Source organism: Corallococcus sicarius, assembly GCF_003611735.1.
Lineage (GTDB): Bacteria > Myxococcota > Myxococcia > Myxococcales > Myxococcaceae > Corallococcus > Corallococcus sicarius.
Genome location: NZ_RAWG01000082.1, coordinates 15,534 through 32,300 on the forward strand (window position 1 = coordinate 15,534; position 16,767 = coordinate 32,300).

The 16,767-nt window shown below is 67.7% G+C and carries 12 protein-coding genes; 7 read left to right on the forward strand and 5 right to left on the reverse strand.

Annotation, left to right across the window (positions count from 1 at the left end):
* Positions 1-49 precede the first annotated feature (49 nt).
* Both D7X12_RS15175 and D7X12_RS45035 read left to right on the forward strand, forming a co-directional pair.
* The gene (locus D7X12_RS15175) at positions 50-1,333 is read left to right on the forward strand and encodes a hypothetical protein (protein ID WP_120625990.1); all 1,284 of its coding nucleotides are present in this window, start codon (positions 50-52) and stop codon (positions 1,331-1,333) included.
* A gap of 98 nt (positions 1,334-1,431) precedes the next feature.
* A complete protein-coding gene (locus tag D7X12_RS45035; RefSeq protein ID WP_279637186.1) occupies positions 1,432-1,557 on the forward strand; it encodes a hypothetical protein in 126 nt (41 codons plus the stop codon).
* Here D7X12_RS45035 and D7X12_RS15180 read toward each other — a convergent pair.
* From D7X12_RS15180 to D7X12_RS15195, 4 genes are all read right to left on the reverse strand, one after another.
* Positions 1,551-2,273 (reverse strand): outer membrane beta-barrel protein, encoded by a 723-nt coding sequence (locus tag D7X12_RS15180; RefSeq protein WP_120625991.1) that lies wholly within the window; start codon positions 2,271-2,273, stop codon positions 1,551-1,553. The genes D7X12_RS45035 and D7X12_RS15180 overlap by 7 nt on opposite strands.
* A gap of 135 nt (positions 2,274-2,408) precedes the next feature.
* Positions 2,409-3,626, reverse strand: a complete 1,218-nt coding sequence (locus D7X12_RS15185) for an acetate/propionate family kinase (protein ID WP_120625992.1) — start codon at positions 3,624-3,626, stop codon at positions 2,409-2,411.
* A 13-nt stretch (positions 3,627-3,639) separates the two neighbouring features.
* Positions 3,640-5,970, reverse strand: a complete 2,331-nt coding sequence (locus D7X12_RS15190) for a phosphoketolase family protein (RefSeq protein WP_244224567.1) — start codon at positions 5,968-5,970, stop codon at positions 3,640-3,642.
* A gap of 151 nt (positions 5,971-6,121) precedes the next feature.
* Entirely contained in the window at positions 6,122-7,414 is a 1,293-nt protein-coding gene (locus tag D7X12_RS15195; RefSeq protein ID WP_244224568.1) for a class I fructose-bisphosphate aldolase, read from the reverse strand.
* Here D7X12_RS15195 and D7X12_RS43710 point away from each other — a divergent pair.
* The 5 genes from D7X12_RS43710 to D7X12_RS15220 all read left to right on the forward strand — a co-directional run bounded on the left by D7X12_RS43710 (position 7,395) and on the right by D7X12_RS15220 (position 15,680).
* On the forward strand, positions 7,395-8,921 hold the full coding sequence (locus D7X12_RS43710; RefSeq protein WP_244224569.1) for a Cof-type HAD-IIB family hydrolase: 1,527 nt from the start codon (positions 7,395-7,397) through the stop codon (positions 8,919-8,921). The two genes, D7X12_RS15195 and D7X12_RS43710, sit on opposite strands and share 20 nt — an antisense overlap.
* A 184-nt stretch (positions 8,922-9,105) precedes the next feature.
* The gene (locus D7X12_RS15205; RefSeq protein WP_244224570.1) at positions 9,106-10,677 is read left to right on the forward strand and encodes an efflux transporter outer membrane subunit; all 1,572 of its coding nucleotides are present in this window, start codon (positions 9,106-9,108) and stop codon (positions 10,675-10,677) included.
* 10 nt (positions 10,678-10,687) lie between these two features.
* Complete coding sequence (locus tag D7X12_RS15210) at positions 10,688-11,707, forward strand: HlyD family secretion protein (protein ID WP_120625995.1); 1,020 nt, start codon at positions 10,688-10,690, stop codon at positions 11,705-11,707.
* Positions 11,708-11,724: 17 nt separating this feature from the next.
* The gene (gene rbbA, locus D7X12_RS15215; protein ID WP_120625996.1) at positions 11,725-14,553 is read left to right on the forward strand and encodes a ribosome-associated ATPase/putative transporter RbbA; all 2,829 of its coding nucleotides are present in this window, start codon (positions 11,725-11,727) and stop codon (positions 14,551-14,553) included.
* 2 nt (positions 14,554-14,555) lie between these two features.
* Entirely contained in the window at positions 14,556-15,680 is a 1,125-nt protein-coding gene (locus D7X12_RS15220; protein WP_120625997.1) for an ABC transporter permease, read from the forward strand.
* Positions 15,681-15,700: 20 nt separating this feature from the next.
* On the opposite strand, the gene D7X12_RS15225 is transcribed toward D7X12_RS15220, so the two are convergent.
* Positions 15,701-16,636: a LysR family transcriptional regulator gene (locus D7X12_RS15225; protein WP_120625998.1), complete on the reverse strand. Its 936-nt coding sequence runs from the start codon at positions 16,634-16,636 to the stop codon at positions 15,701-15,703.
* Positions 16,637-16,767: the final 131 nt, after the last annotated feature.

A 16,767-nucleotide genomic window follows, 5' to 3' on the forward strand; every position in this document is an offset into this window, starting at 1 on the left:
CACCCTCCAACCCCAAGCACGGCCCACGGGCGGGGGGATGGAATGCCCCATGCTCTCCGTCCTCTTCGCCACGCTCCTGGCCCAGGCTCCGGTGTCGCTGCCGGAGCTGACCGAGCAGCACTGCAGCGGCTCGGGGTGGTGCACCGTCCTGCCCGCGCCGCTGTACCCGGGGCTCGTCGCCGCGCGGGGTGACGCGGTGGTCTCCAACGGTGCGCACTCCGGCGTGGTGGGCCTCTGGCGCGCGGGCGCATGGAGGGACACGCTGGACACGGGCCTGGGACCGCTGCGGCGGCTCGCGCTGGCGGATGCGCGCGGAGGGGCGCTGCGGCTCTTCGCGTGCGACAGCGCGCGGTGTGTCCAAGCGAAGGTGGACGCGGAGCGCATCGGGCCGCTGGCGCTCGTCCCGGAGCGCGAGGTGCCTCCAGAGCCGCCCGATCCGTCGGTGCGCTCGCCACGACCCGGGGGGCGCTTCTTCGTGGAGGACCGCAAGCTGCTCGTCGAGACCCGGGGGCAACGACAGACACCTTCCGCGTTGAAGGGGACGCGATTCGCGAACGAGCTCGATCAGGTGTTCGGGGGTGGGCCTGGTGAGCCCCTGTGGATGTTCAAGACAAACACCGCGCGGCTCACCGTGACGGACGCGCATCCGCTGGGGAAGCTCGACCGGTTCCCCATGGAGATGTCCACGAACGGGCTCCGCCTGCTGGGCGACCCGCATCAGCCCACCGCCCTCTCCTGGGAGATGTACACCCACGAGTTGCGCCGCTTCGACGGGGAGCACTGGCAACGCCTCACTTCGGAGTTCGGCTGGAGCGGCAAGGACATGGCCCACCTGACGACCGACGATGGCTGTGCGCCCTGCTTCACGAGCCGCTGGAAGATGCTCTGGCGCGCGCGCAGCGGCGTCTGGCACAAGGTGGACCTGCCCCCACACCCGCCCGAGGGGACGAGCTCCCACACCCCCGAAAAGGTGAGCATCGACGCGAGGGGCATGCCTGGCTTCACGAGCCAGTACGGCTCCTACCAACATGATGGCCAGAAGTGGCGCCGGCAGGTTCGCCTCCTCGACGTAGGGGACGCCGCCGAACTTGCTGTCGAGGATGGGGAGCAGCGGGGCCGCTGGGCGGTGCCCCAGCAGGCGGTGGAGGAGCGAGGGTCGCAGCGGCGACCCGGCGACCCGCTCGGTGCGAAGGTACGTGCACCTTCGCGCCGCTTCGGCGAGGAACCGCTCGACCCTGGCAACGAGCTCCGACGACCGCGATTGAAGCAGGCGACGCAGGTCCGCGGGGACTTCAAGGGGCGGCTTCATGAGCAGGGTGTATCAATTCCGTGAACCCAGCTCCTACCCCGAGGCCTGGACGTAAGGGGTTCCCACGCCTTTCAAGGCGGATGGCAACGATTTGCCCAGCAAGGAGCACGGGGAGCTGGGAGATGTCCCACGCCGGGCGTGACATCCAGGTGGTGCGCGCGCACGGGGGCGAGGTCCTGACGCTTGAACCCAGCACGGTCGCCGCGATCATCTCCCCGGCTCCGGCTTCGCTCGCGCACCTTCAGTAGCGAATGCCGAGGGTGACCGGGATGTACTGGCCGTCGGCCTTGCTGGAGCTGCCGTCCGGAAGGTCGAAGCTGTCACCGAAGATGTAGTGGTAGCGGCCCTCCACGTAGAGGCGCAGGTCCCCATCGATCTTCACGGTGAAGCCGACGCCGCCGCCGACCCCGAAGTCCGTGCTGCTGCGCGAGCCGAGAATCTGCGTCACCGGCACCACGTCCGTGCCGCAGTAGTACAGCCACGGGTCGCAGTACGGGATGGTCGCGACGCCCCCCAGTCGGGTCAGCTCCACCTTGCGGTGGTACAGGCCCGGCCCGGCGATGAAGTAGAAGCCGAGGGTGCTGCGGGGAATCACATTCCAGACAGCATTGAGGCTGCCGTATTGCATGTAGTGACTGCCATCAACGCCACTCCCGGTGAGCACGTCGGCCTGGATGGAATAGCTGCTGTAGTAGTACTCCGCCATGACGCCGAGGTTCCTCAGGAACTGATAGCCGGCGCCCAGCTGGAAGCCGCCGCCCGTCTCGAAGCGGTCCCCCGCGTCGGAGATGGGGAAGGAGACGCCGCCGCCCGCATTGAACATGAAGTGCCGCTCGGGCCCCTCGCTCATCTTCGTGGCGAAGCCCACCGGGTCCGGGGCCGTGCCAGACGTCGACTGGGCACGCGCGCCCCGAGGTACGGCGAGCGCCAGCAGGGCAAGGGGAAACAACGTGAGGAGTCGCATGAGGGGCGCCTTGTGATTCCGGACTGCGTGGTGCCGGGAGCGTGGGGATGCGCCCCCTGTCCGCACACCCTCCCTCCGGTGGGGGGCGGACAGGCGTGCGCTCACGTCCCGGCCCTGGCGCGAGTCACGCCCCGCTCACCGGACCCGCGGACCTGTTGAGCGCAGCACGCGCCGGGTGTGGAGGGCGATCATCGCCTCCTCATCCGTGGGAATCACCCAGGCGGAGACGCGGCTGTCGGGCCTGGTGATGCGGGGACCGCCGCCAGCATTGGCCTCCTCATCCAGCTCCAGCCCGAGCCAGCTCGCCGCACGACAGACCCGCTCGCGGATGGGCGCGGCGTGCTCGCCAATGCCGCCCGTGAACACCACGGCGTCCAGGCCCTGCAGGGCCGCCGCGAGCGAGCCAAGCTCGCGATGGATGCGGTAGACGAACAACTCCAGCGCCTCGGCCGCGGCGGCACTGGAGCCGCCGAGCAGCGCTCGCATGTCGCTGGATTCGCCGGAGACGCCCAGCAGGCCGGATTGTTCGTAGAGGAGCCGCTCCAGCGCGCGCGCGTCCATGCCGTGCCGGTCCATCAGGTAGAGCAGGACCCCGGGATCGATGGCACCGCAGCGGGTGCCCATCATGAGCCCATCCAAGGCGGTGAGCCCCATGGTCGTCGCCACACTGCGGCCCCGCAGCAGGGCGCACATGCTCGCGCCGTTCCCCAGGTGCGCCACCACCGTGCGTCCCTCGGCGGCCCCGGGCACCCTGCTCGGCAGCGTGGAGGCGATGTACTCGTAGGAGAGGCCATGGAATCCGTAGCGGCGGATGCCCTCCTCGGCATAACGACGAGGCAGGGCGAAGGCCTGGGCCACGGGCGGCTGGGTGCGGTGAAACGCGGTGTCGAAGCATGCGACCTGCGGCATCGCTGGCGCCGTCCGCGTGACGGCTCGAATCGCCTCCACGCAGTGGGGCTGGTGCAACGGCGCCAGCGGAATGAGCGCTTCCAGCTCCGCCAGGGCCGCCGCGTCGACGAGGGTGGGCCCGGAGAAACGCATGCCGCCATGGACCACACGGTGGCCGGTGGCGGCGATCCGGTGCCCGCCGAGGACGCCCTCTTTCCCCCAGGCGAACAGGAAGTCGGTGGCGCCCGTGTACCCGAGCTGCGTTCCGGGGGGCCAGTCCCTCTCGCCGATGACGACGCCGTCCGCGTGCGCGACGAACCGCGGACGGGTCGACAGCTCCTCGAACTCCCCCCGCAGCAAGAGGCGGAGGGGCTCCTCATCCAGGAAGACGGAGAACTTCAGGCTCGAAGAACCGGCGTTGAGTACGAGCAGCGCGTCTCCCGTTTCGAACGTCCGCCGAGCCATGCGTGAGCCCCTCTCAGTCCGGCCAGGTCCAGTCGGCGATTTCAGGACGATCCCTGCCGTGCGCGTGCGCGTAGGCCAGGTTGTCGAGGAGGGCGTTCTTCATCTCTTCCTTCAGGTGCCCTGCCTTCGCCTGCATCCCCTGCACGCGATCGATGACGTCGATGACCAGGTGGAAGCGGGACGTCTCGTTCAGGATCGCCAGCTCGAAGGGCGTGTTGATGTTGCCCTTCTCCTTGTAGCCATGCACGTGCAGGTCTTCGTGGTCGATGAAACGATAGGCAAGCTTGTGGATGAGCGAGGCATAGCCGTGGAAGCTGAAGATGATCGGCTTGCCCCGCGGGAACAGGCTTTCGATTTCCCGTTGGGTGGACCCGTGCGGGTGATCCGCCGACGACTGCAGCTTGAACAGGTCGACGATGTTGACGAAGCGCAGCTTCAGGTTCGGTGCGCGCTCGCGAAGGATGGAGGCGGCGGCCAGGGCCTCCTGCGTCGCGACGTCGCCGCAGCTGGCCATGATGACATCCGGCTCCGCGTCCACGTCCGTGCTGGCCCTCTTCCAGATGCCCATCCCCTTGGCGCAGTGGGCGATGGCCTCGTCCATGCTGGTGAACTGCAGGTGCTTCTGCTTGTCCGCGACGATGACGTTGACGCAGTCGGTGCTGCGCAGGCACTGGTCCGCCACCACCAGCAGCGTGTTGGCATCTGGAGGCAGGTAGATGCGGGTGACGGAGCCGGACTTGTTGGTCACCAGGTCGATGAACCCCGGGTCCTGATGTGAGAACCCGTTGTGGTCCTGACGCCACACCGTCGAGGAGAGCAGGATGTTCTCCGAGGCGACGGGCGCCCGCCAGCTCACGTGGTTCTTGCTGATGTCCAACCACTTGGCGTGCTGGTTGAACATGGAGTCGATGACGTGGGCAAACGCCTCATACGTGTGGAACAAGCCGTGGCGCCCCGTGAGCAGATACCCCTCGAGCCAGCCGAGCAGCGTGTGCTCCGACAGCATCTCCATGACGCGGCCGTCCCGCGCGAGCTCGCCCCCGTCGGCGTCCTCCGGCAACAGGGTGGCCATCCAGGTCTTCTTGCTCACCTTGTAGATGTCCTGGAGCCGGTTCGAGGCCGTCTCGTCCGGGCCGAAGACGCGGAAGTTCGTCGGGTTGTCGCGCATGATGTCGCGCAGGAACTCGCCGAGCGGCTTCGTGTTCTCATGCAGCGTGGTGCCGCGCTGGCCGACCTTGACCGCATAGTCGCGGAAGTCCGGCAGCTTGAGCGCCTTGCGAAGCAGGCCGCCGTTGGCGTGGAGGTTCGCGCTCATCCGCCGGGCCCCCTTGGGTGCGAGCGCCCTGACCTCCGGATTCAGCCTCCCCTGCGCGTCGAACAGCTCCTCGGGCCGGTAGCTGCGCATCCAGTCCTCGAGCGCCTTCAGGTGCGACGGGTTGTCCCGCACGTCGCCGAAGGGGACCTGGTGTGAGCGCCAGGAGCCCTCCAGCTTGTGCCCATCCAGCTCCTTCGGGCCGGTCCAGCCCTTGGGCGAGCGCAGGACGATCATGGGCCAGCGCGGACGCGTCGGGGTGTCCGTCTGCCGTGCCGTTTTTTGCAGGGCCTTGATCTCCTCGACGGCGCGCTCCAGGGTCTCCGCCATCTTCTGGTGCATCTGCGTCGGGTCGCTGCCCTCGACGAAGTAGGGCTTGTAGCCGTAGCCGACGAACAGGGCCTCGAGCTCTTCCTGGCTGATGCGGGAGAGGATGGTCGGGTTGGCGATCTTGTACCCGTTGAGGTTCAGGATGGGCAGCACGGCGCCGTCCCGCGCGGGGTTGAGGAACTTGTTCGAGTGCCAGGCCGTCGCGAGCGGCCCGGTCTCGGCTTCGCCGTCACCCACGACGCAGGCGACGATGAGGTCGGGATTGTCGAAGGCCATGCCGTACGCGTGGGAGAGGCTGTAGCCAAGCTCGCCACCTTCATGGATGGAGCCCGGCGTCTCCGGGGTGACGTGGCTGCCGATGTGACCGGGGAAGGAGAACTGCTTGAAGAACTTCTGCATCCCCTCCGCGTCCAGGCTCTTGTCCGGATAGACCTCCGAGTAGGTGCCCTCGAGATACGCCGGCCCGAGCACGCCCGGAGCGCCGTGGCCCGGCCCGGCCACGAAGATGACGTCGAGGCCCTGTTCGACGATGAGCCGGTTCAGATGGACCCAGGTGAACGAGAGCGCCGGGCTCGCGCCCCAGTGGCCCAGCAGCCGGTGCTTCACGTCCGCCGGCACCAGGGGCCTGTGCAGCAGTGGGTTGTCCTGGAGGTAGATCATCCCCACCGCGAGGTAGTTGCACGCGCGCCAGTACGCGTTCATCAACTCCACTTCCCTGGCGGTGAGCGGTCCCTCCCCCTGGGGCCGATCCCTGCCCGGCGCGGAGGGTCCCTGGCCGCGCTCCCTGGCGGACAACGGCGACGCCGATTCGGATGCTTCCGTCCCTATTGGATGTGCCATGACATTCCTCCCATCAGTGTGGAGCGTGAGGTGTGGAGTCGGGTTGGGCGAAGCCCGCTTCGCCCTCCATGTCGCCGCTGTACCTGCCCAGGGCCGCCGCGCTGTCGCACCACGCGCGGTGGTGGAACACCTGCTGGGCGGCAGGCACGCGCTCGCGCTGGCCCCGCCAGACTTCGAGTGCCTCGTCCTGCAGCGCGCGTCCGTAGGAGAAGCTCAGCTTCCAGGGCTTCGGGCCGTCCAGCATGTTGATGGCGTTGAGGTGTTCGGTGGCCAGGACGTGGTCCTGTCCGCCGGACAGGAAGACGACCCCGGGGACCGCGGGCGGAACATGGCGCGTCAGGACGCGCAACGTCGCCTCCGCCACCTCCTCAACCGAGGCCTGCCTCGCGAAGCCGTTTCCCGCGGTGACCATGTTCGGCTTGAGCAACATCCCTTCCAGGGACACCTGCGCATCGAAGAGTTCGTTGAAGACCGCATGCAGCACGCGCCCCGTCACGTCCTCACATCGCTCGAGCGCGTGCGCGCCCTCCATCAGGACTTCAGGCTCCACGATGGGCACCAGGCCCTGCTCCTGGCAGAGGGCGGCGTAACGCGCGAGCGCGTGCGCATTCGCGTGGATGCACTTCGCGGTCGGCAGCCCGTCGCGGATGACGAAGACCGCGCGCCACTTGGCGAAGCGCGCACCCAGCTCGTGGTACTCCTCGAGCCGGTCGCGGAGCCCGTCGAGCCCTTCAGCGACGAACTCTCCCGGCGCGCCGGCCAGGGGGTGGACGCCCGCGTCGACCTTGATGCCGGGGATGATGCCCCGGCGCGCCAGCAGTTCGATCAGCGGGATGCCTGTCGAACCGTCCTGCCGGATCGTCTCGTCCTGCAGGATGACACCGCCGATGAACGCGGTGAGGTCGGGCGTACTGAAGAGCATCTCACGGTAGGCGCGGCGGCTGTCCGCGGTCGACTCGATGGCGCGCGCGGTCAGGCGCTTCGTGATCGTGGAGACCGTCTCGTCCGCCGCCAGGATGCCCTTTCCGTCAGCGACAATTGCTCGTGCGGTTTCGTCGATCCCCGGCATCTTCGGCATGTGTTCCTCCCATCCTTCGGGAGTGAACCTGAGGGTGCCCCGATGCGCCGACAACTGGCGGGGGGGCGCTCGGCAATGGGTCTGCCTTGGATCGCCGGGAAGGATGGTGTTGCCCCGTTGCGATGCCATCTTCACCCTGAAACCAGCCGTCACTGGCCATGCCCGGCGTGCGGTTGCGGCAGCGAGCGGGCGGGCGCTGGAGACAGCCATGACCATCAAGTTGCTCATCGCGGACATCGACGGGACGATGGTGACGCGGGACAAGGTCCTCACCGCGCGAACCTGCGAGGCCGTCGCCCGGCTGCGCGCCAGCGGCGTCATGTTCACCGTCACGAGCGGGCGACCGCCGCGCGGGATGGCAGGGCTGGTGGCCGCGCTGAAGCTCACCGACCCCGTGGCCGCCTTCAACGGCGGCGTGTACGTCAAAGCCGATCTCACGACGGTGCTGGAGCAGCGGACCCTGCCGCCCGCCATTGCCAGGCAGGCCGTCGACTTCCTGCTCCAGGCGGGCCTGGATGTCTGGGTATACCAGGGAGCCGAGTGGTTCCTCCGCGGCCCCGAGGCATTCCGCGTGGCCAGAGAGAGGAGCAACGTCGGCTTCGACCCGGTCGTCATCGCGGACCTGCACGGCGTGCTCGACGCCCCCATCAAGATCGTCGGGGTGAGCGAGGACACAGCGAGGGTCGCGCGCTGCGAGGCCGAGCTCTCCCTGAGACTGGGCGCCGAGGCGTCCGCGGCACGTTCGACGCCCTACTATGTCGACATCACGCACCCCGAAGCGAACAAGGGGATGGTCGTGCGTGAGGCCTCACGCCTCCTCGCGCTTCCCCTTGAGCAGATCGCGGCCATCGGGGACATGGCCAACGACCTGCCCATGCTGACCACCGCCGGCGTTGGCATCGCCATGGGCAACGCCAGCCCCGAGGTCCAACGGCTCGCACGCCACGTCACGCGCACCAACGACGAGGACGGGTTCGCCTACGCGGTCGACGCCTTCATCCTGGGCCAGCCACCCCGCGCACGGACGAAGCTGGGGCTCCCGCCCCGCGCGCGCGCCTGCCTCTTCGGTCTCGATGGTGTCCTCGCCCAGACCTCCGGCCTCCACGCCAGGGCCTGGAAGCAGCTGTGCGACCACTACCTGCGGCGGCGTGCGCAAGCCTCGGGGCAGCCCTTCATCCCCTTCGACCTGGTGCGCGACTACAGCCGCTACTTCGACGGCAAGCCGCCCCTGGAGGGCCTCCACGCGTTCCTGGACTCCCGCGGCATCGTGCTGCAGCAGAGCACGGTTCACGCGCTGAACGACCGCAAGACAGGGCTCCTGGTCGAACTGCTCCGACAGGAGCGGGTGGAGACGTATGAAGGAACAATCCGCTACGTCCAGGCGGCGCGCGCCGCGGGGCTCCGGACCGCGGTCGTCTCCGGGAGCAGGCACTGCGCGGAGATGCTCCAGTCCGCCGGCATCTCGGACCTCTTCGACGCGCGGCTCGACGCCACGCCTCCCCCCGAGGTCTACCTCGCGGCCGCCCGGGCCCTCGGGGTCGACTCCGAGGAAGCGGTCATCTTCGAGGACACGCCGGACGGCGTCGCGGCCGCACGGGCGGCCCACTTCGCCTATGTCATCGGCGTCGACCGGCTGGGTCGGTCCGCCGAGCTGCGCCGCCACGGCGCGGACCTCGTGGTGGCGGATCCAGCCGCCCTCCTCGAGCAGGACGGCGCCCGGGAGGAAGCCCCCTGACTTGACCCCATCCTGAAGCAGCCACGTCGCCCCCGGGTCGGAGTCAGGCATTGGTGAACGGACATTGAGGACTGCCCTGCCGGGCATTCGGTCAGCTCGTACTTCCGCGCGCTCCACGAGGTGCCCATCGTCCACATCGATCGAGGTGTCTTGCATGCGGGGGACGGACAGCACAAGGCAGGGGATGAACCCGGGGCTTGCACCCTTCATTGGCGCGTTGCCGCTGCTCGGTGTCCTGTCCGCGCTCTCCGGGTGCGCGGTAGGGCCCAACTTCACGAAGCCCGAGGCCGCGGTCGCCAAGGAGTGGCGCACCCAGGACGACCCGCGATTCTCGACGCAGGCGGAGGTCGACACGCAGTGGTGGAAGTCGTTTGGCGATCCGACGCTGGATCACCTCGTCGAGCTCGCCTACCGGCAGAATCTACCGCTGCAGATTGCCGGCTTGAGGATCGTGGAGGCACGCGCCCAGTTGGGCATCCTCACCGGCCAGCAGTATCCGCAGGTCCAGGTGGCCACCGGCAGCGCGGCCGCGGTGGGAGTCAGTGAGAACGCAGCCAATGTGGCCGGTATCGGCGCCTTCGACCGCCACTATCTGGAATACCAGCTGGGCTTCGACGCGATCTGGGAATTGGATTTCTGGGGCAAGTACCGGCGGGGCGTGGAGTCGGGGACCGCCGGCCTGCTCGCGTCGGTGGCGGAGTACCAATCCTCGCTCGTCTCAATCACCGCGGAGGTCGCGCGAACCTATGTCGTGGTCCGGACGTACGAGGTGCTCCTCGAGCAGGCTCGGCAGAACGTCCGGATCCAGGAGGAGGGCTTCCGGATCGCCGAAGCGCGCTTCAGCAACGGTGCCACCTCGGAGCTCGACGTGACACAGGCCGCGACCCTGCTGGAGAGCACCCGGGCCACCATCCCCCAGCTCGAAGGCGGGTTGGAGCAGTCTCACAACGCCCTGAGCACGCTCCTGGGCCAGCCCACGGGAGCCGTGGAGGCCCTGCTGGCGGGCCCCAAGCAGATTCCGATGGCGCCCGCGACGGTGGCCGTCGGCATGCCGGCCGAGATCCTGCGGCGGCGTCCGGATGTCCGCAGCGCAGAGCTCTTCGCCGCCGCGCAGTGTGCGCGAATCGGCATCGCCGAGGCAGAACTCTATCCGAGCTTCTCGATCTTCGGGACGCTCGGGCTCCAGGCGACCACCAGCGGCGCCTCCTCCGGCAATCTCTTCTCGCTCGGCAGTCTGGTCTATTCCATTGGCCCGCGGATTGTCTTTCCCTTCCTGAACTACGGCCGCCTGAAGAATGGTGTGCGTGTCGAAGACGCGCGGTTCCAGCAATTGCTCGTCAACTACCGCAACACGGTGCTCAGGGCGGCCCAGGAGGTGTCGGACGCCCTGGCGGGCTTCGTCAATGCGCAGAAGGCCCTGGCATTCCACCAGGCCGCGGTGAAGGCCGCGCAGAGGTCGGTGGAGCTCGCCGTGGTGCAGTACCGGGAAGGCGCCGTGGATTACCAGCGCGTGCTGGACGCGCAACGCTCGCTCTTGCAACAGCAGAACAACCTGGTCCAGACGAACTCCTCCATCGCCACGAACCTGGTCGCCCTCTACAAGGCGCTGGGCGGGGGCTGGGAGGTGCGCAAGGACCAGCCCGTCGTGCCGGAGCCGATGCAAGACGAGATGGAGAAGCGGACCAACTGGGGCGACATGGTGTCCAAGCCTCGGAAGCAGGAAGTCAATCACAGCTCGCAACCGGGAAAGCACTAGAGAGTCCGCCATGCCCAAGAACCCGAAAGGGAAGATGAAGTGGGTCATTGGGTTGATCGCCATCGCGATCGCCGTGTTCATTGGCTTCCGGTACGTGAAGGGGAGGCAATCCAGGCTGCCGGAGGGGATTGTCTCGGGCAACGGCCGCATCGAGGCGAAGTTGGTGGATGTCGCCGCCAAGGAACCCCTGCGGGTGAAGGAAATCGTTGTCAACGAAGGCGACCTCGTCAAGCCGGGTCAGGTGCTGGTGCAGTTGGACACCACCACGCTGGAGTCCAGCCTGGCGGAGGCCAACGCGAACCTCGCGGCCATGCAGGAAAGCCTGGCGGTGGCCCAGGCGTCGATCGCCAGGCAGAAGAGTGAGATTGAGCTTGCCACCATCGAGGCCGATCGCGCCCGGAAGCTGGTGGCGCAGGGCGCCGGATCGCAGCGGGAGCTGGACGTTCGAACGAGCCAGCTGGCGACCACCCAGGCCAGCCTGGCGGAAGCGGAAGCCACGGTGAAGACCTCCAGGCAGCAGATCGAGGTCGCGCGAGCCAGTGCGGCGACGATCAAGACGCGCATCGCCGACGCGACGCTCAAGTCTCCCGCGACGGGAAGAGTCCTCTATCGCCTCGCCGAGCCCGGCGAGGTGCTGGCGCCCGGCGGGCCGGCGCTGACGCTCGTGAACCTGGAGGACGTCTACATGGAGATCTTCCTCCCGGCCAGCGAGGCCGCCCGCATGAAGCTGGGCTCCGAAGCGCGCCTCACCGTCGACTTCGAGCCCGACCGCTCGATCCCCGGGTATGTCTCCTTCGTGTCCCCGGAAGCGCAGTTCACTCCCAAGCAGGTCGAGACGAAGAGCGAGCGGGAGAAGCTGATGTTCCGGGTGAAGCTCCAGGTCCCCAGGGAGCTGGCCAGCCGCTACGTCGAGCGCATCAAGACGGGCATCCGCGGCGTCGGCTACGTCAAGGTGGACCCCTCCGCCACCTGGCCTGCCCAATTGCAGAACGTCATCACGGCTGAAGCCGAACCCCAATCGCGCCGGTGACCCGGGAGGGCTCAGCCATGGTCTCATCCGCGTCTCCAGGAGCGCCGGGCGGCGTCTCCAGCAGCCTCGTGGTCTCCATCCAGAACGTGACCCACCGCTATGGCAGCGTCGTCGCGCTCGACGGCATCTCGCTCGACATTCCCACCGGCATCATGGTGGGCATCGTGGGGCCGGATGGCGTCGGCAAGTCGACGCTGATGGCCCTGGTCGCCGGCTCCAAGAAGATGCAGCAAGGACGGGTGACCGTCCTGGACGGGGACATCGCGGACGCCCGGCACCGGCGCGCGGTGGGGCCGCGGATCGCATACATGCCCCAGGGGCTGGGGAAGAACCTCTATCTGGAGCTCAGCGTCTACGACAACGTCGACTTCATGGCGCGGCTCTTCGGGCTGTCTGCCGAGGAGCGCAAGGTGCGCGTCCGGGAGCTGCTCGAGGCCACGGGCCTGGGCAAGTTCGCGGAGCGCCCCGCCGGCAAGCTCTCAGGCGGAATGAAGCAGAAGGTGGGGCTGTGCGGCGCGCTGGTGCATGACCCGGATCTGCTCATCCTCGACGAGCCCACCACCGGCGTCGACCCGCTCTCCCGGCGGCAGTTCTGGACCCTGATCGACGACATCCGCGCCGGGCGCCCCGGCATGAGCGTCGTCATCTCCACCGCCTACATGGACGAAGCCCAGCAGTGGGACTGGATCGTGGCCATGGACGCGGGGCGCGTGCTGGCGACAGGGACTCCCACGGAGCTGATGGAGCGCTCGGGGACGAAGGACCTGGAGCATTGCTTCATCGCGCTCCTGCCCGAGGAGAAGCGAAGGGGCCACAAGGAAGTCATCATCCCGCCCCGTGCCCCGGGCAACGCGGAGCTGGCCATCGAGGCCCACGGACTGACCCGCCGCTTCGGGACCTTCACCGCCGTCGACCACGTCACCTTGTCGATTGAGCGCGGTGAGATCTTCGGCTTCCTGGGCTCCAACGGCTGCGGCAAGTCCACGACCATGAAGATGCTGACCGGCCTGCTGCCCCCCACGGAAGGGACGGCGAAGCTCTTCGGCAGCTCCGTCGATGCCGGCAGCATGGAGGTGCGCAAGAACCTGGGCTACATGACGCAGGCGTTCTCGCTCTACGGCGAGCTGAGCGTCCATCAGAACCTCGTCCTGCATGCCCGGCTCTACCATCTGCCACCAGACAAGGCGAAGGCGCGCATCGAGGAGCTGGTCGAGCGCTTCGGCCTGCGCGCGCACCTGGAGGCATTGGCCGAGTCCCTGCCGATGGGCCTGCGCCAGCGGCTCTCGCTGGCCGTCGCGGTGCTGCACGGGCCGCAGATCCTCATCCTGGACGAGCCCACGTCGGGAGTCGATCCGGTCGCCCGGGACAGCTTCTGGGAGCTGCTGAGCGACCTGTCGCGGAAGCAGGGCGTCACCATCTTCGTGACGACACACTTCATGAACGAGGGGATGCGCTGCGACCGCATCTCCCTCATGAACGCAGGAAGGGTGCTGGCGGCGGATGCCCCCCAGAAGCTGATCGAGGCACGGAACGCGGACAGCCTGGAGACCGCCTTCATTGGCTACATGGAAGATGCCATCGCCGAAGCGGCACGCGCCGAAAGCAAGGGCACGACGCGCAAGGACACGGCTCCCGCCCAGGCGCCCAAGGCCGCGGCCCCCCCACCTCCTCCACCTCCCCCTGCGGCCGCGCGACGAGCGGACCGGGCCGGCCTCCGGCTGCGGGTCGGCCGGATGCTCGCATACAGCCACAACGAGACCATCCAGATCCTCCGCGACAAGGTCCGGCTGGCGTTTGCCTTCGTCGGTTCGGCGCTGCTGATGCTCGTCTTCGGCTTCGGAATCACGACCGACGTCGAAAACATCCGCTATGCCTCGCTGGACCTGGACCAGTCGCCCGAGAGTCGCGCGTATCTTGAACAGTTCGCCGTGTCGGGGCGCTATTTCGCCCCCACTGCGCCCACCCAATCCGCGGACGAAGCGCTCCGCCGGCTCCAGTCAGACGATGTCTCGGTGGTGCTGGAGATCCCGCCTCGTTTCGGTCTGGATTTCCGCCGGGGCTCCGGGCCCGAGGTCCTGGCCCAGGTGGACGGCGCCATGACCTTCCGTGGCGACACCGTCGAGCAATATGTGATGGGGGTCCACAACCGGTTGCTGCGGGATCCCGCGAGCGGCTTCCATTCAGCCAGTGCCCAGAAGTCCACGGCCAACATCGAAGAGCGCTACCTGTACAATCCAACGTTCGAGAGCGTCTATTCCATCGTGCCGAGTGTCCCGGCGCTGCTGCTGCTGCTGATACCGGCGATCCTCATGACGGTCAGCATCGTGCGTGAGAAGGAGCTGGGGTCGATCATCAACTTCTATGTCACGCCCACGGGGAGGCTGGAATACCTGCTCGGGAAGCAGCTGCCCTACATCGTCATCGGCATGGCCAACTTCCTCATCCTGACCGCCCTGGCGCTGATCGTCTTCGGTGTTCCCATCAAGGGCAGCTTCCTGACGTTGATGCTCTGCACGCTGTTCTACGTCGCGGCGACGACGGGCATCGGGATGGTGACGTCCACCTTCACCGGCAGCCAGGTCGCGGCCGTCTTCGTCACGGCCATCCTGACCATCGTGCCGACCATCCAGTTCTCCGGCTTGTTGCAGCCCGTCTCCACGCTGCAGGGTGGCGCCGGTGTCGTCGGTTCCATCTGGCCGGCCTCCTATTACATGCACGCCAGCCTGGGCGCATTCACCAAGGGGCTGGGGGCGGCCCTCCTCATGAAGGATGTCGCCTTCCTGGCCGTGTGCGTCCCCCTCCTGCTGGCCATCAGTGTCCTCGGTTTGAAGAAGCAGGAGAAATAGCGGTGAACTCCCTGCTGAACATCCTGTGGCTCGGGCTCAAGGAGCTTCGCAGCCTGCTGAGCGACGTGGTGATGGTCGTGTTCGTCGTCTATGCGTTCACCCTGGCCATCTATGTCCAGGCCACGGGGACCTCGAGCGAGGTGAACAACGCATCCATTGCCTTCGTCGACGAGGACGAGTCCGCGTTGTCCAAGGAGTTGCTCAACGCCTTCTATCCGCCGCGCTTCAAGCTGCCGGAGATCATCTCCGCGGATGACATCCAGCCGGACATGGACCGGGGCCGGTTCATGTTCGTCGTCGTGATTCCGCCCCGCTTCGAGCACGACCTTCGCGCGGGGCGAAACCCGGACATCCAGCTGAACATCGACGCGACCGCGATGCAGCAGGCGGGCATCGGCTCCGGCTATATCAAGAACATCGTCAACGACCGGATCTCCTCCTTCATCAAGCGCACGGAGGAGGCGGGGCCGAAGCCCGTCAACCTGGTCGTTCGCAAGCTCTTCAACCCCAACGGGGTCTCGTCCTGGTTCAAGAGCGTGGTGGCCATCATCAATCAGATAACCCTGCTGACCGTCGTCCTGACGGGGGCCGCGGTCATCCGCGAACGCGAACACGGAACGCTGGAGCACCTGCTGGTGATGCCGCTGACCTCGTTCGAGATCGCGATGGCGAAGGTCTGGGCCAACGGCCTCGTGATCCTCGTCGCGACCGGGGTTTCGCTCCTCCTGGTCGTGCACATGGTGCTGAAGGTGCCGTTCGCCGGCTCGGTGGTGCTGTGGTTCGCCGGCGTCGTGCTCTACCTGTTCTTCGCCACGGCGCTCGGCATCTTCCTGGGGACGATCTCACGCTCGATGGCGCAGTTCGCGCTGCTGATCATCCTCGTGGTCCTCGTGCTGATGCTGCTTTCGGGCGGGAGCACGCCCGTGGAGAGCCAGCCGAAGTGGCTGCAGTACGTCACCTACCTGCTGCCTGCCCGGCACTTCGTCAGCTTCTCGCAGGTCATCATCTACCGCGGCGGAGGGCTGGAGGCCGTCTGGCGCCAGTTCCTGATGGTGAGCGCGGTGGGCATGGGGTTCTTCGTCTACAGCCTGGCGCTCTTCCGGAAGTCCATCGCGGTGAGCAAGTAGGGGACGTGCGCGCGGCCTGCTCAGAACTCCCCGCTCGTCGCGGAGAACATCCGGGCGATGCCCTGACGCTTGAACTCGGCGACGACGTAGTCCACGAACACGCGCGTCTTCGCGGGCAGCTGCCTGTGCCCCGCGTAGTAGAGCGAGATGGGCCCGATGTCCGCGTGCCACTTCGGCAGCAGCCGCACCAGCGTTCCGTTGCGCAGGTACGGCAGCGCATTGAACGTCGCGGTGAAGGCAATGCCCAATCCCATCACGGCGCACTGGCAGATGGCCTCCGGGTCGTTGAGGATCATCCGCGGTCGCATCTCCCCGGACTCCTGGTCCCCCGCGCGGTTGCGCAGCGCCCAGGTGCGGAGGCGTCCCGTCGCCGGTGAGCGCATCAGGATGCCCTCGTGGTGCTGGAGGTCGGAGGGATGCTGGGGCGGCGGGATGCGCGCCACGTAGTCCGGCGAGGCCACCGCGATGATGTGCGCCCGGGCCAGCTCCCGCGCGGCGAACCCCGAGGGCAGATCGAAGCCGCCGCCAATCGCCGCGTCGAAGCCCTCGTTGATGAGGTCCACGTGCCGGTTGTCCATGTGCCAGTCCGGGATGACGCCGGGATGGCGCGCGGCGAAGTCCTTCAAGAGGGGCACGAGGTAGCCCAGCCCGAGCGCGGGAGGCATGCTGACCTTCAGCAGCCCCGCGGGCTGTCCCGCGGACGCCGACACGTTGGCGATGGCCGTCTGGAGCGTCTCCAGGCCGCCGCTGACGTCGCGCAGGAAGCGCTCCCCTGACTCGGTCAGCGTCAGCCCCCGGGTGCTGCGCTGGAACAGGCGCACGCCCAGCCGGGCCTCCAGCCGCGCGACGTTCTGACTGACGGCCGCGGGCGTCAGCCCCAGTCCCCGCGCCGCCGCGGAGAAGCTCGTGGACTGCGCGCTGCGGACGAAGGACTCCAGGGTGATGAGGTTCTCCATGGGCCCCGACCCTAGCGGGAGCCGATTCCGGTTTAAACATCCCGTTGAAGCTGAAGCTGCTGGGTACCCGCTACTGCGAGAGGAGCCCCGAGGGCATCCTGCTGTTCATCCGCAGCCCACCCCCCCAGGTG

Bases quoted from the DNA above. Each gene is read 5' to 3' on its own strand.
- D7X12_RS45035 (WP_279637186.1), top strand. From the start codon at position 1,432: ATGTCCCACGCCGGGCGTGACATCCAGGTGGTGCGCGCGCACGGGGGC.
- D7X12_RS15180 (WP_120625991.1), bottom strand. From the start codon at position 2,273: ATGCGACTCCTCACGTTGTTTCCCCTTGCCCTGCTGGCGCTCGCCGTA.
- D7X12_RS15185 (WP_120625992.1), bottom strand. From the start codon at position 3,626: ATGGCTCGGCGGACGTTCGAAACGGGAGACGCGCTGCTCGTACTCAAC.
- D7X12_RS15175 (WP_120625990.1), top strand. From the start codon at position 50: ATGCTCTCCGTCCTCTTCGCCACGCTCCTGGCCCAGGCTCCGGTGTCG.
- D7X12_RS15195 (WP_244224568.1), bottom strand. From the start codon at position 7,414: ATGAGCAACTTGATGGTCATGGCTGTCTCCAGCGCCCGCCCGCTCGCT.
- D7X12_RS15225 (WP_120625998.1), bottom strand. From the start codon at position 16,636: ATGGAGAACCTCATCACCCTGGAGTCCTTCGTCCGCAGCGCGCAGTCC.
- D7X12_RS43710 (WP_244224569.1), top strand. From the start codon at position 7,395: ATGACCATCAAGTTGCTCATCGCGGACATCGACGGGACGATGGTGACG.
- D7X12_RS15190 (WP_244224567.1), bottom strand. From the start codon at position 5,970: ATGAACGCGTACTGGCGCGCGTGCAACTACCTCGCGGTGGGGATGATC.
- D7X12_RS15210 (WP_120625995.1), top strand. From the start codon at position 10,688: ATGCCCAAGAACCCGAAAGGGAAGATGAAGTGGGTCATTGGGTTGATC.
- D7X12_RS15205 (WP_244224570.1), top strand. From the start codon at position 9,106: ATGAACCCGGGGCTTGCACCCTTCATTGGCGCGTTGCCGCTGCTCGGT.
- rbbA (WP_120625996.1), top strand. From the start codon at position 11,725: ATGGTCTCATCCGCGTCTCCAGGAGCGCCGGGCGGCGTCTCCAGCAGC.